Genomic DNA, 13364 nt, shown 5'->3' with positions numbered 1-13364 from the left:
AAAATTATATTTTTGCAACGCTAAAAACGCTAAATAAATGGATGAAAATTTAAACACAGAAGAACTTATTGATCAATTAAAAGGAAACAAAGTTCTTAAAGGATTTACAATTGCAGTTGGAGTTATTGTTGTGATTGTTTTAGGAATCTTTGGATACAACAAATTAATTGTTGAGCCAGGAGAAGCTGAAGCATCAGATTACAATTCAACAGCAATCAGTTTATTGCAGAAAGATAGCGTAAACCTTGCCATCGCCGAATTTGAAAATCAAGTAGCTGACTACGACGGGTACAACCAAGGAGAAATGGCTCAATTCCAATTAGCGAGCTTATACTTCGATAAAGGAGATTACCAAAGAGCTTTAGAAGAAGTAGAAGGAGTTGAATTAAACGACGAATTTATTGCTACGCTTGCCAAAGGTTTAGAAGGAGACTGTAACGTTGAATTAGGAAACTTAGAAGACGGTATAGCTGCTTACGTTACTGCAGCAGAAAGAAGAAAGAACGAACTTACTACTCCACACTTCTTGTTTAAAGCAGGAAAAGTTTGTGAGGAACTAAAAGACTTCGAAAAGGCAACAGAAATTTACCAGACAATTATAGATGAATATCCAGCTTTTGCTAGTCAAAACACAGTTGAAAAGTACAAAGCTAGAGCAAGCAACTCAACAGCTAAATAATGGCAACAGAGAATAGAAATTTATCAGAATATAATCAGGAGTATGTTCCTAATGGTGCCGATTTTAAAATCGGCATCGTTGTTTCTGAATGGAATGAAAACATTACCCTGAATTTATTAAAAGGTGCTAAGGAAGCACTTTTAGAAAACGGTGTTAAAGAAGAGAACATCATCGTTCGTTTTGCACCAGGAACCTTTGAATTGCCTTTGGCAGCACAGTACATGTACGAATATACAGACGTAGATGGTGTGGTGGCAATTGGATCAGTAATACAAGGTGAAACACGTCATTTCGACTTCGTGTGTGAAGGTGCGACATTAGGACTAAAAGATGTAGGATTAAAATACAATAAACCTACTGTGCTTTGTGTTCTAACTGATAACACCCTTCAACAGGCCATAGATAGATCTGGTGGTAAACACGGGAACAAAGGAATTGAATGTGCTATCGCTTGTATGAAAATGGTTGGACTTAAAAAAAACTTTGAATAAATGACATTAATCAAATCTATATCAGGAATTAGAGGAACGATAGGAGGAAAAGTGAACGAAGGTTTGACTCCGATTGATGCAGTGAAATTCGCTGCAGCTTACGGTACTTGGCTTCAGAACAGAAACAATGCAAAGAAATTAAGTGTTGTGGTTGGAAAAGATGCTCGTATCTCAGGACCTATCATTTCTGACTTAGTTGTTTCTACCCTACGCTCATTAGGTATATCTGTTACAGACTTAGGTTTATCTACTACTCCAACTGTTGAAGTTGCTGTAGCTATGGAGAAAGCACACGGAGGAATTATCTTAACGGCGAGTCATAATCCAAAACAATGGAATGCCTTAAAGTTATTGAATGAAAAAGGAGAATTTATTTCTGCCGAAGACGGAGCTGAGGTATTGCGAATAGCAGAGGCTGAAGAATTCATCTTTGCTGAAGTAGATGATTTAGGAAAATACAAAGAGGATAACACTTATTTAGACAAGCACATTGATGCTGTATTAAAATTAGATGGTGTAGATGTTGAAGCAATTAAGGCTGCTAATTTTAAAGTAGTTGTAGATGCCGTAAACTCAACTGGAGGAATGTTCGTTCCTGCACTATTGAAAAAACTAGGTGTTTCAAATATTACAGAGTTATACTGTGAACCTACAGGTCATTTCCCGCATAACCCTGAGCCTCTTCCTGAGCATTTGACAGATTTATCAAATGCAATTCTAGAGCACAAAGCAGATTTGGGAATAACAGTAGACCCAGATGTAGATAGATTAGCTTTCGTTTGTGAAGACGGATCTATGTTTGGAGAAGAATATACTTTGGTTGCTGTTGCAGATTACGTTCTACGTAATACACCAGGAGCAACGGTATCTAATTTATCTTCTACAAGAGCTTTACGTGATGTAACTGAAAAATCAGGAAATCAATACTTTGCATCAGCAGTTGGCGAAGTGAATGTTGTAGAAAAAATGAAGGCAGTTAATGCTGTTATCGGAGGAGAAGGAAATGGAGGAATCATTCTTCCTGCCCTACACTACGGTAGAGATGCATTGGTTGGAATTGCACTTTTCCTAAGTCACTTGGCGAAAGAAAAGAAAACAATTTCTGCATTAAGAGACAGTTACCCGAAGTATACTATTTCTAAGAATAAAATTGAATTGACACCTGAAATCAATGTGGATGAAATATTGAAAAACATGGCTGTGAAATACCAAGATAAAGAGGTAGACACAACAGATGGTGTTAAAATTTATTTCGACAAGGAATGGGTACACTTAAGAAAAAGTAATACAGAACCTATCATTCGTATTTATTCAGAAAGTTCTACTACAGAAATGGCGAATAAATTGGCTGAGCGCATTATGGATGATATTATGGCTTTAAACTAATTAGAAGAAAATCAATGAGAGTTTATTTAGATAACGCAGCAACTACTCCTATTGACCCTGAAGTAGTAGAAACAATGATTCCTTACCTGCAAGACGGTTTTGGAAATCCATCTTCTACGCACTACTATGGTAGACAAGCAAAAGCAGCGATTGAAACTTCAAGAAGAACAGTTGCAAAGATTATCAATTGCCTTCCTTCAGAGATTATTTTTACTTCAGGAGGAACGGAAGCTGATAACATGGCAATTAACATCGCTGTGAAAGAGTTGGGATGTAAAACTATCATCACCTCTCCTATCGAACACCATGCTGTTGGACATACGGTAGAAAACATTTGTGAAGAAAAGAATATAGAATTCAAACTCGTTAAGTTCGACGAAAAAGGTCATGTGGATTTAGCGCATTTGGAAGAATTGTTAGCCAACGCTCAAGGACCAGCATTTGTTTCTTTGATGCACGGTAACAACGAAGTTGGAAACTTACTTCCTTTAAAGAAAGTAAGTGAGATGTGTCGTAGACATGGAGCCTACTTCCACTCTGATACAGTTCAAACCATGTCGCACTACAAATTCGACATGCAAGAATTGGACATAGATTTCATTACCTGCGCTGCGCACAAATTTCACGGACCTAAAGGAATCGGATTCTTATACATTAAGAAGGACATCAAAATAGGTAACCTTATTTTTGGTGGTGGACAAGAAAGAGGATTTAGAGGTGGTACAGAGAATCTATATGGAATCGTTGGTTTAGCCAAGGCAATGGAAATTGCCGATAGACATTTGGAGCAACACCAAATTCATGTTCAAGCTTTAAAAAGCTACATGATAGAACAACTACAAAATCGTTTTGAGGATATTAAATTTCACGGAGATGTTACTCCTGAAAAATCCTTATACACGGTTTTGAACGTATGTTTCCCAAATACTGAAAAGTCAAACATGTTGCTTTTCACCTTAGATTTGAAAGGAATCGCTTGTTCAGGAGGATCTGCTTGTAGTTCAGGATCTGTAAATGCATCACATGTGTTACAGGGAATAAAGGCAGACATATCTCGCCCAAATGCAAGGTTCTCTTTCTCTAGATTTACAACCAAAGAAGAAATTGATTATGCTTTAGAAGTTTTGGTAGAAGTTTTCGAACACAATTTGAAATCTACACCCGTGGCATAATTCCAAAAATATTCAATGTCAAAAGGTCAGGTTGTAAAGCTTGACCTTTTTTTATGCATTCCTAGCAAGCTTAAATCAATATTTCCCACAGATAAAGGGAAAATTAAGGTGACTGGCACATTTATTGACTAATTTATATTACATAAAACCAGGAAATCATGAAAAAGAACAAAAAGAACAAAGGATTTGATGATGCACTTTTAAGATTAGGGATAAAAATTAAGGGTGACAAACCTAATTATCACCCTCAACCAAAATATGTATGCACTACAACTAAATAGCTTCTTGTAGTAAATAGTTATCAATAAACTCTCTTACACAGGCTTTACCTCCATTCATTCTCAAATGAATATTCGCCGCATTTTTAATTTTGTCAACCGCATCATTCGGGCAAGCGGCTATTCCAATATTTTCCATAACTTCTAAATCATTGATGTCGTCACCTATCATGGCTACTTCATCTAAAGTTATATTGAGCTCAGCGCACCAGGCTTTTAAAACATCAAGCTTTCTATCTCTACCGACATAAAAATGTTGTATTCCCAATAAATCAGCTCTAGCTTTAACCATCTCAATTTTAAAACCACTAGAAATAATTCCAACTTGGTACCCCCTTTTGATCAAATGCATAATGGCCATTCCATCTTTGGTATTGTATTTCTTGATTTGATCACCATTCTCTGTGAAATACATTCCACCATCTGTCATTACTCCATCGACATCCAAAATCAAAAGTTTTACATTTTTCAATTTTTCATGGTTCTTCTCAAATGAAGAAAACAACAAATCTCTCAATGTAGTTTGATAGTGCTCGGCAATTTCATTTAAAGCATCAATAGAAAATTCATCTACGTCTTCCACTTCATTTCTATCCAGAAACTCCTCCAATTCTACATCTTTTTGTTGGAGTAAATACGCCAGGTTTTCTTTTAAATACATGTCTTAAACGATTTTGTATCCAACCGCCTGAGCGATAGGATTTAATTCATCTATTAAATGAGAGAAGCTTTCATGATCCAACTGCTGAGAAGCGTCAGATTTTGCCAACTTTGGTGTTGGGTGTGCTTCAATTAATAGTCCGTCAATTCCCATAGCCACACATGCTTTTGCTAAAGGAAGTACTCCATAAGCAAATCCCATTGCGTGAGAAGGATCTAAAATTATTGGAAGGTTGGTATGTTCTTGCAAGTAAGCAACTCCACATAAATCTAAGGTAAATCTTGTTTTTGTTTCAAAGGATCTGATACCTCTTTCACAAAGAATTACATTTTCATTTCCTCCAGATAAAACAAATTCCGCACTTTGCACAAACTCCTGTAAGGTTGTACCAAATCCTCTTTTGATCAATACTGGTTTTTGTGTTTTTGCACAAGCCCTTAGAATACCTTGATCATACATGGCCTTGGCCCCCACTTGTATTACGTCACTATGCTCTATAACTTCATCTACGTGTGTAGCATCTCTCACCTCTGTGATCACTTTAAGTCCATACTCTTCTCGCATTTTTGCCAAAAGCATAAGTCCCTCTAAACCTAACCCTTGAAAACTGTAAGGAGAAGTTCTTGGCTTATAACAACCACCTCTTAGTGTTGTTAAGCCCATACCCTTGATCAATTCTGCAGAAGTTCTAATTTGTCCTTCAGATTCTACAGAACAAGGTCCACCTATCAAAATAGTATTGCCTGTATCACCACCAATGCGTGTATCTCCTATGGCAACGGTTCTCGTTTCTTTTTTATATTCACGAGAAGCCAATTGCATATCATTTGGAAAAACCCAAAAGTCATTTACTTTATCTTCCACCTCTTTTGGTAATTCCTTCACTGAAGAAGAAGTCACCAAAACCTTTTTCCCTTCTTGGTCTTTAAAATAGAAAGCTTGAACACTCTCCGCTAAGTGATGAGCATCTTGCTCGTTTATGTTATTTTTTAAGTGTATTATCATAATTCTCCTTTTATCAAGTTTACAAAAGTAATCATACCAACAGCCTTATTTTCTTGAGATATAACTGGAAGATAAGAAATAGGAAAAGCTTGTTCCTTTACATGGTTTAACATTTCCTCTACCGTGGCGGTTTCTGGTATAACTACGGGTGTTTTATTTATCATATCACTCACCTCCGCTGCATACACATCGGTGATATTCGCCAGCAAAAATCTTCGAACATCTGCATTGGTTATTATTCCCAAAAAGTGTCCATCTATATTTTTCACGATGGCTAAACCTTTATTTCCTAATTCGATCGCGTTTAAAATTTTCTCCAAATTCAATCCTTCTATGTAAACAAAAATATCTTCATGGAGCATCTCCATAAAGTCCTTTACACAAAAAGAAGAAACGTGCTCTCTGTTGGTCAAATTCATCAAAGCTTCACCTACACTGGCACTTTTAAACAAGTAACTTCCAGATACGCTCGAACGCACCCCTAAATTTCTTAGAATAAAGGAAACTTCCGCATTTACTCCACCATCTACGTGTATCGCTTTTCTCGGATAGAGTTTTTTAAAATCCCTTACTTTTTGAAAGTTTACCGGGTCAAAAACTCCCCCACTTTGTCCGGGCACCGTTGCCATAACTAGTAAGAAGTCGAAATCAGCAAACTCATTAAATACGTATATAGGAGTTGGCGTTGTAATTGCCAAGCCTTTTTCTCCAGCAATATCTAAAGGTAAACTAAAATCAGCAGGCAATTGTTCGTATTGAAAAGTTAGGTATTCAACAGGAACCTCTCTTAATTTATCGAAATACTTTTCAGGTTCTTCGGTGATGATGTGCAAATCTATTGGTAAATCACACCAAGTTCTGATCTCTTTTATATCGTCGAAAACAGACAAATCATCGTTACAATCTACATGTAATAGATTTACATTATGGGCCACCAAATCTTCAATTACTGCTTTTAGTGGACGTTTTTTATCTGAATATATAGATGCTGAAATCTTCATGTTATTGTTTTACGAGAGGTCTAAATGTATTGTCACACGGTACTACCCTAACCTTGGTAGCTGTAAATACCTCCTTTTCTAAAGTACGGGCTAATTTAGACAACATAGCCTGTTCATCGAGCGATAACCTACTTTGTTCAAACTTTTTGTCTTCTATCAGTTTTACAATTAACTCCTTGTATTCATTTCTTATTAATTGTATGGTTTGTTTTTGATCGCCCACAAAACCGTTGTCTCTCCAATACGTGGCAAAATCAACGGCCTCCTGTGCACTTACTCCATCCATATAATAAACATGTAAATTCTTAGAATCGATACGATCTCCCAAGGAAGCTCCACATGCTGAAAGAGTTAAGAAAAGTAAGGCTACGAAAAATAATCTCATTGTCTTCATTACAGCCTAAAAATAGTAGTTTTAGGCTATCAATTTCAGGAAATACAAGGTATTTTTGAAGATTAAGCAGTGGATATTATGAGGATGGATAAGCGAAACGAAATTTACACGGGTGCTCAAGGCAGAAAATCTGTCTACGATCTAATTGTTCCAGAAAATTGGAATGGACAACTCATACTTTTCATGCACGGATACAAAGGTTACAAAGATTGGGGTGCATGGCACTTAATGGGAAAAGCTTTTACAGATGAGAACTATGCCTTTTGTGCTTTTAATTTTAGTCATAACGGAGGAAGCGTTGAAAACCCCATAGATTTCCCAGATTTAGAAGCTTATGCTCAAAACAGATACAGTTTCGAGGTAAAGGATGCTCATATAATGGTAGACCTCTTGAAAGAAAAGTTTGCGCCTTCCCATATCCACCTCATTGGTCACTCCAGAGGTGGAGGAATAGCAGCTTTATGCGCTGCTCAGAACCAAAATATTAATACACTTATCACCTTGGCAGCTGTGGATGATTTTGAAAAAAGATTCATACAAGGAGAAGCACTCAATAATTGGCAGAAAGAAGGAGTATTTTCTGTAAAAAACGGAAGAACTCTCCAAGACATGCCTCATTATTATAGTTTTTACACAGATTATTTTGAAAATGAGGCCCAGTTAAACATAGGTGAGAATTTAAAAACACTCCAGAAACCCGCCCTGCACATACATGGAAGCGAAGACGAAGCAGTGGACCCTAGCTGTTCCCTTTCCTTAGCGAAGCATTCAAAGGGTAAATTGGTCATTGTTGAGGGGACGGGACATACCTTCCATAGCAAACATCCATGGGAAAATGATCAACTACCAACGCCTATGCAAGAAGCGGTACAACATATTTTAAACTTTATTCAATAAATCAGATGGGACTTTTTAGTAAAAAACGAAAGAAAAAAAGACAAGTTGATATTACGAAAACAACAAAGTTAGAAAGTAAGGAACTTACCTATCACCCGAAGATTATTATAGCCTGGGCAAAGGCCATAGAAGGAAATAACGATTTATTAAACTACCTCAACGAAAATGGTTTTGAAGAGCTGTTTATGGCTACCTATGCACTGAAATTAAAGGATGAAGCCCGAGATTGGTTGATGAAAAATGGTTACCCTCACTTAATGGCTTTCATCAATGCTGCAGAAGGAAACCAGCAAGCCTTAAGATGGTTAAAGATGAACAATTTCACGGCACTTTACTACATGGCCGAAGCTGTAGATGGAGAAGAAAATGGATACAAAGGTTTTGCTTGGTTAAAAAACAATGCAACTCCAGACGTGTTCGAACTTACACGTATCATTAAAAAACTAAAAGATGGAATAGAGGAAAACCACAACGATGTTCACTCCTTCGGGGTAGATTAAAGTACCTCTATTAAGTGAATGTCAAAAATCAACACTTTATTGGGAGGAATAGAACCTGCACCAGAGGTACCATATCCAAGTGCAGATGGAATATATAGAGTTCCTCTTGCTCCTTGTTTAAACAAAGGAATACCTTTTGTCCACCCTTTTATTACTTGTTGAAGATTAAAGCTAATTCCTTCAGGCTCACTTTCATCAAAAACACTTTGGTTGGTGAAGTATCCTGTATAGGCAACTAAAACATCTGAGTATTCTGTGGGTTGAGGTCCTGTTCCTGCTTTTTCAACAGAATAGTATAAACCGTTGTCTAATTTCTCAGCAACAATTTCATAGGTCTCTAAATAATCCTGAATAATTTCATCATCTATTTGTGCTTGCTCAGCAGGATCTACCTTTTTACATGATAAAACCACTAATACCAAACTTACAAACAATAAAAATCTCATATCCCTCAAATATTTTTACAGCAAATATAATATTCTAACAGTTAAGATTTAATTCTCAGAGATTTATTGTTGATTTTGAGTTAAGAACTTTAAACAGTACATTTGTGGTGCATACTGCATTAGATTAATAATTTTTAGATGACAAATATCTTTATTGCCAATTTAGACTTTGGTATTACTTCAGAAGATTTAAAAGCAACATTTTCCCAATTCGGTGAAGTTAGCTACGCCCATGTTGTTTACGACAAGAAAACAAAAAAATCGAGAGGTTTTGGGTACGTAGAAATGGAAGATACCGATCAAGCCATTGCTGCAATTCAAGCATTAAATGGTGTTGAGGTGAATGGAAGAGCTTTAGATGTAAAAATTGCATCACCAAAAGGATCACGACCAGATACCCCGAAAAAACCAACGAAAAGCTTCAAGGATAAACCACAACGTTCTTTCTCTAATAACACGAGAGATAATTCTAGCAGAGAGGCAGATGGAGAACAAAAACGTGTAATGCGTCCGAGAAGAAAACGTATTTAATACAAAAAGGGTGATCATACGATCACCCTTTTTTTTCTACCTCAAAAAAAGGAAATATCAATTGAATAATGATACCTTCCCTATTTTACTTTCTAGCCTCTTTGATATAATTTCTCTTACTTAATGTCTTTTATTTTGGGGATCACTACCGTAAAGCAACTCCCCTCTCCCAAGGTGCTGGTTACCGAAATTTCGCCCCTATATTGCTCTACTATTTTCTTCAATATAGACAAACCTAAACCACTACCGTAATTCCCGTATTTGTCTTTAGTTTTTAATGTAGTGAAGGTTTCAAAAACCTTTTTATAATTCTCAGGTGCTATACCCACCCCATTATCCTTAACGGTTAAGGTACATTCTTCTTCATTAGAGCTTAAATTGATCTCTATTTTTACATGATCTTTATCGTTGTACTTTATAGCATTAACTACCAAGTTATGCAAGATCTGGTAAAAGGATAACTCACTAAAATATACTATTTCTCTGTCTGTAGAGACTTTTATATTCACGCTGTCACTAGAATGTAAGTCAACAATGGTGTCCATGACCTCTTGAACATTCACCTCCTTTACCTCATTCATCTTTGCATCTACCTGAGAATACTCAAGCAATGCATCTACGAGTCTTTTTAATTTATCGGATGTATTTTGTATCATCCTCAATTTGGTTAAAACTCCTTCACTTAAATCATCCACATCTTTTTTCAAGATCAAATCTACCAATGCGCGTATATTGTTCAAAGGAGATTTAATATCGTGTGCTGCGACATACGCGAACTGCTCCAGTGATTCGTTCTTTAATTCAAGCTCTCGTATGATCTCATCCAAAACCATCTGATTTTTACGCAACTTGAGTAAGTTTTCCACTTGTTTACCCAAAGCAATTAAAGCTTCTATCTGTGCTTCACTCAATTGCTTTTTCTCTGAGTCAATAACACATAAACTTCCTAGTTTGTAGCCGTCATTCCCCTCTAAGGGTACACCTGCATAGAACATAATGTGTGGAGGTCCGGTAACTAAAGGATTGTCTTTATAAGTCGGATGTTCTTTTGCATTGTCTATGATGTAAATGTCCTTTTGACTAACAATTGCACGCGAACAAAAAGAATATTCTCGGGGTGTTTCTGTGGCATCTATTCCTAAATGGGATTTAAACCATTGTCTATCGGCATCCACTAAACTCACCAAAGAAATTTCTGTATCACATATTTGTGCAGCAATTTTTGTGATAGCATCATAATCCGCCTCAGGCAGAGTATCTAAAATGGAGTAGCTTTCTAACTCCTTTATACGTTTTTTTTCAGCCTCATTTAGCTTATAATGCATACTTCAGTTTGTTTGATTTACTCAAAATACTACAAGCTAAAAAAGTAAAACTTCTTTAGTTTGCCGTTATCAATATGTAATTTGAGTTGTTTGTGTAGTGTGGGAGTTAAAATAGGAAATATTCTAGAATATATACCGCCTACCGTCAATAAATTTCTCCACTAATTTAATTCTCAGAAAATGGTTCTACATGTATTAACACCACTCCTATCTCTGAAAAGGTATTTTTTAAATGATCTTGCAGCTGATGTGCTATGGTATGTCCTTCTGTTACCGTTAAACGTCCATCTACCTCCGCATGTAAATCAACATGGAATTTCTTTCCAATTTTTCGGATGTAACATTTTTCTGTTCCTAACACACCTTTAACTTTCATTGATTCCACACGAATACCTTTTTCCAATTCCTCGTGCAAATGCTCATCCATAAATTCAGCAATGGCCGGTCTAAACACACCATAGCTGTTGTACACGATAAAACCAGAAGCTACAAGAGCTGCATAATCGTCGGCTACCTCAAATCCTTCACCAAAAAATAAGGCGATGGATATACCAATAAAAGCCAATAAGGAAGTAATTGCATCACTTCTATGGTGCCAAGCTTCAGCCTTTAATGCCGAACTATTCAGCGCTTTACTTTTCAATAGCAAGCGTCTGTAATTGATTTCTTTCCAGGCTATAATTACCAAAAGTACAAGTAAGGTCCACCATTCCGGTAAAGCATGGGGAGTTTGTATGTTGATGATACTTTGATAGGCTATAAAAAAAGCCGAACACATTAAGAAGAAAACCACAAAGAAGGAAATCAGCGGTTCAATTCTTCCATGTCCATACGGGTGATTTTCATCTGCAGGTTTTGCTGCGTACCGTAAGCCAAAAAAGACCAATAAAGAAGAGAATACATCTGCGGTAGATTCTATAGCATCGGCAATCAGCGCATAAGAATTACCAAAAACTCCAGCCAATCCTTTAACTACGGCGAAAAACACGTTGTTGATTACGCTATATAGACTTAATTTGACAGCTTGATCTTCTTCTCTCATCTCCTCTAATTTACACAAAATCACAGAAAAGAAAAGGAGGTAAAAACTTACCTCCTCTCACTTTTATATTAGTCTTGTGTTACCTTTTCTTTTTTTCGCTTGTAACCAAAAAGCTCCAAGAATTTAATGGCTTTTACAACGCGTGGTGGAACATCTTCTTCCCAGATCTTGGTTCCTGCTTTAATTTTAGAAAGCACATCATCTGATAGAATGTGTAATAGTTTTTCGTCGTATTCTTCTATTCCTTCCAACTTGTTGTTTGCGATCATAAAATCTAACAAACCTTTGAGCTTAGCAGGAATTCTAACATCTTCAAATTTGTACAACTCACCCGTTTCAACATCACGTGCTGGGTAAACGTACATTTTTACTTTGTGACCAAATCCTCTACCAAACGCCTCTAACAATCCACCGGGTAAATTGTCGTAATATTTCTCATCGAAAATGGTTTGTAAGTTATAGATACCTACCAAAACCCCCATTTGTTTACCTCTAGCAATGGTTGAAAGGTAATCCACCATTTTGTAGTGTTTCAGATAGTTAGATATCATTACTGTATATCCAAGTGAACCAAGTAATTCTGCTCTATCTACGAAATCTTTATCTGATATTTTACCATCTGCTGTAAGGTCTTTAAGCGTTAATTCAAACACTACCCTTACATTGTCTTCCTTTACATCTGGCTCTTTGCGGAACAATTTCTCTCCCGCTTCTATCATGTCTATGTGTACTTTCGTTACTGGTCTAAAACGACCACGCATCAAAAGAATATTTTTCTTGTATAGCGCTGCTGCAGGTTGTAAAACATTCCCTGTTAAATCGAACATAGTAGCATCCGTTAAACCTCTTTTTACAAGGTTTAAAGCTATGATACGGTTATCCACATCTTCGAAATCAGGACCGTTTACACGCAACATATCAATTTCCATACGCTCTCTTGGTAATCTGTGTACCAATGCGTCTAGAAATTCATTAACATCTTTCGAAAGGAAGTATGCACTGTGAATAAGGTTTACCCCTAAAATACCCAAGGCATCTTGTTGTGCACGGTTACTATTATCGTGCATTTTAACGTGCAAAATAATATCGTTCGGTTCGCTTTCTGGTGTTAATTGAAAACGCAATCCTACCCAACCTTGACCTTGGTTTGTTTTATGATAGTTTAAAGATTCAACCGTGTTACTGAAAACGAAGAATTTTGTATCCGGTGCTCTGTCTGGTAAATTCATCGTTAACGACTCATACTCTGTAGTTAACATCGTTAATAACCTATCTTCACAAACATAACGGTGCGCCTTACCATACTTGGCATCAGAAACTGTCATGTCGTAAGCCGAATGAGTATATGCAATTGTACCTGAGCTTCCTCCTGCCTTAAAAAAATTAGCTGCTACTTCCTGTCCAGCTCCAATTTCGGCAAAAGAACCGTAGATATCAGGACTTAAGTTGATTTTAAGTGCCTTTTCTTCTGTTGTTAATCTTCTTTCATCTATCATTCTCTAATCTCCTTCGATCTTTAGCTAATAAAAACAAAATTAGTAAGAATTCACAAGTAT

The 13364-nt window shown here is 36.5% G+C and carries 15 protein-coding genes; 7 read left to right on the top strand and 8 right to left on the bottom strand.

Annotated features, from left to right (window positions below):
- The first annotated feature begins 37 nt into the window (after window positions 1-37).
- Genes BM327_RS02620 through BM327_RS02605 form a run of 4 tightly spaced genes read left to right on the top strand, consistent with a single transcriptional unit; the run spans window position 38 to window position 3728 of the window.
- Complete coding sequence (locus BM327_RS02620; protein ID WP_090246018.1) at window positions 38-679, top strand: tetratricopeptide repeat protein; 642 nt, start codon at window positions 38-40, stop codon at window positions 677-679.
- Window positions 679-1170 carry a 6,7-dimethyl-8-ribityllumazine synthase gene (gene ribH / locus BM327_RS02615; RefSeq protein ID WP_090246016.1) on the top strand — a complete coding sequence of 164 codons (492 nt, stop codon included), beginning with the start codon at window positions 679-681 and terminating at the stop codon, window positions 1168-1170. The genes BM327_RS02620 and ribH overlap by 1 nt, the downstream gene beginning before the upstream one ends.
- Complete coding sequence (glmM, locus tag BM327_RS02610) at window positions 1171-2556, top strand: phosphoglucosamine mutase (protein ID WP_090246014.1); 1386 nt, start codon at window positions 1171-1173, stop codon at window positions 2554-2556.
- A gap of 14 nt (window positions 2557-2570) precedes the next feature.
- Entirely contained in the window at window positions 2571-3728 is a 1158-nt protein-coding gene (locus tag BM327_RS02605; protein WP_090246012.1) for a cysteine desulfurase family protein, read from the top strand.
- Between the two features lie 273 nt (window positions 3729-4001).
- Here BM327_RS02605 and BM327_RS02600 read toward each other — a convergent pair whose 3' ends face one another.
- From BM327_RS02600 to BM327_RS02585, 4 genes are read right to left on the bottom strand one after another with little or no spacing between them, the layout of a single operon-like run.
- A complete protein-coding gene (locus BM327_RS02600; protein WP_090246009.1) occupies window positions 4002-4667 on the bottom strand; it encodes a KdsC family phosphatase in 666 nt (221 codons plus the stop codon).
- A gap of 3 nt (window positions 4668-4670) precedes the next feature.
- Window positions 4671-5672 carry a 3-deoxy-7-phosphoheptulonate synthase gene (aroF, locus tag BM327_RS02595; RefSeq protein ID WP_090246007.1) on the bottom strand — a complete coding sequence of 334 codons (1002 nt, stop codon included), beginning with the start codon at window positions 5670-5672 and terminating at the stop codon, window positions 4671-4673.
- Window positions 5669-6673 carry a CBS domain-containing protein gene (locus BM327_RS02590; protein ID WP_090246005.1) on the bottom strand — a complete coding sequence of 335 codons (1005 nt, stop codon included), beginning with the start codon at window positions 6671-6673 and terminating at the stop codon, window positions 5669-5671. The genes aroF and BM327_RS02590 overlap by 4 nt, the downstream gene beginning before the upstream one ends.
- 1 nt (window position 6674) lies before the next feature.
- On the bottom strand, window positions 6675-7058 hold the full coding sequence (locus BM327_RS02585) for a hypothetical protein (RefSeq protein ID WP_090246003.1): 384 nt from the start codon (window positions 7056-7058) through the stop codon (window positions 6675-6677).
- Between the two features lie 93 nt (window positions 7059-7151).
- Here BM327_RS02585 and BM327_RS02580 point away from each other — a divergent pair, with 93 nt between their 5' ends.
- Window positions 7152-7964 (top strand): alpha/beta hydrolase, encoded by an 813-nt coding sequence (locus BM327_RS02580; RefSeq protein WP_170853645.1) that lies wholly within the window; start codon window positions 7152-7154, stop codon window positions 7962-7964.
- 5 nt (window positions 7965-7969) lie between these two features.
- Entirely contained in the window at window positions 7970-8464 is a 495-nt protein-coding gene (locus BM327_RS02575; RefSeq protein WP_090245999.1) for a hypothetical protein, read from the top strand.
- Here the strand turns inward: BM327_RS02575 and BM327_RS02570 are convergent.
- The gene (locus tag BM327_RS02570; protein WP_090245997.1) at window positions 8461-8910 is read right to left on the bottom strand and encodes an FKBP-type peptidyl-prolyl cis-trans isomerase; all 450 of its coding nucleotides are present in this window, start codon (window positions 8908-8910) and stop codon (window positions 8461-8463) included. The genes BM327_RS02575 and BM327_RS02570 overlap by 4 nt on opposite strands.
- Window positions 8911-9048: 138 nt before the next feature.
- Here BM327_RS02570 and BM327_RS02565 point away from each other — a divergent pair, with 138 nt between their 5' ends.
- Entirely contained in the window at window positions 9049-9441 is a 393-nt protein-coding gene (locus BM327_RS02565; RefSeq protein ID WP_090245996.1) for an RNA recognition motif domain-containing protein, read from the top strand.
- A 116-nt stretch (window positions 9442-9557) separates the two neighbouring features.
- On the opposite strand, the gene BM327_RS02560 is transcribed toward BM327_RS02565, so the two are convergent.
- From BM327_RS02560 to BM327_RS02550, 3 genes are all read right to left on the bottom strand, one after another.
- A complete protein-coding gene (locus tag BM327_RS02560; protein WP_090245994.1) occupies window positions 9558-10766 on the bottom strand; it encodes a sensor histidine kinase in 1209 nt (402 codons plus the stop codon).
- Between the two features lie 166 nt (window positions 10767-10932).
- Window positions 10933-11808 carry a cation diffusion facilitator family transporter gene (locus tag BM327_RS02555; RefSeq protein ID WP_090245992.1) on the bottom strand — a complete coding sequence of 292 codons (876 nt, stop codon included), beginning with the start codon at window positions 11806-11808 and terminating at the stop codon, window positions 10933-10935.
- A 68-nt stretch (window positions 11809-11876) separates the two neighbouring features.
- Window positions 11877-13304, bottom strand: coding sequence for a nicotinate-nucleotide adenylyltransferase (locus tag BM327_RS02550; RefSeq protein ID WP_090245990.1), 1428 nt, complete (start codon window positions 13302-13304; stop codon window positions 11877-11879).
- Window positions 13305-13364: the final 60 nt, after the last annotated feature.

Source organism: Lishizhenia tianjinensis (assembly GCF_900116425.1).
Taxonomy (GTDB): Bacteria; Bacteroidota; Bacteroidia; order Flavobacteriales_D; family Crocinitomicaceae; genus Lishizhenia; species Lishizhenia tianjinensis.
This window is presented reverse-complemented; position numbering and strand designations above follow the sequence as displayed.

Excerpts from the sequence above, each read along its gene's own strand:
- BM327_RS02620 (WP_090246018.1), top strand. The coding sequence starts at position 38 with ATGGATGAAAATTTAAACACAGAAGAACTTATTGATCAATTAAAAGGA.
- ribH (WP_090246016.1), top strand. The coding sequence starts at position 679 with ATGGCAACAGAGAATAGAAATTTATCAGAATATAATCAGGAGTATGTT.
- glmM (WP_090246014.1), top strand. The coding sequence starts at position 1,171 with ATGACATTAATCAAATCTATATCAGGAATTAGAGGAACGATAGGAGGA.
- BM327_RS02605 (WP_090246012.1), top strand. The coding sequence starts at position 2,571 with ATGAGAGTTTATTTAGATAACGCAGCAACTACTCCTATTGACCCTGAA.
- BM327_RS02600 (WP_090246009.1), bottom strand. The coding sequence starts at position 4,667 with ATGTATTTAAAAGAAAACCTGGCGTATTTACTCCAACAAAAAGATGTA.
- aroF (WP_090246007.1), bottom strand. The coding sequence starts at position 5,672 with ATGATAATACACTTAAAAAATAACATAAACGAGCAAGATGCTCATCAC.
- BM327_RS02590 (WP_090246005.1), bottom strand. The coding sequence starts at position 6,673 with ATGAAGATTTCAGCATCTATATATTCAGATAAAAAACGTCCACTAAAA.
- BM327_RS02585 (WP_090246003.1), bottom strand. The coding sequence starts at position 7,058 with ATGAGATTATTTTTCGTAGCCTTACTTTTCTTAACTCTTTCAGCATGT.
- BM327_RS02580 (WP_170853645.1), top strand. The coding sequence starts at position 7,152 with ATGGATAAGCGAAACGAAATTTACACGGGTGCTCAAGGCAGAAAATCT.
- BM327_RS02575 (WP_090245999.1), top strand. The coding sequence starts at position 7,970 with ATGGGACTTTTTAGTAAAAAACGAAAGAAAAAAAGACAAGTTGATATT.
- BM327_RS02570 (WP_090245997.1), bottom strand. The coding sequence starts at position 8,910 with ATGAGATTTTTATTGTTTGTAAGTTTGGTATTAGTGGTTTTATCATGT.
- BM327_RS02565 (WP_090245996.1), top strand. The coding sequence starts at position 9,049 with ATGACAAATATCTTTATTGCCAATTTAGACTTTGGTATTACTTCAGAA.
- BM327_RS02560 (WP_090245994.1), bottom strand. The coding sequence starts at position 10,766 with ATGCATTATAAGCTAAATGAGGCTGAAAAAAAACGTATAAAGGAGTTA.
- BM327_RS02555 (WP_090245992.1), bottom strand. The coding sequence starts at position 11,808 with ATGAGAGAAGAAGATCAAGCTGTCAAATTAAGTCTATATAGCGTAATC.
- BM327_RS02550 (WP_090245990.1), bottom strand. The coding sequence starts at position 13,304 with ATGATAGATGAAAGAAGATTAACAACAGAAGAAAAGGCACTTAAAATC.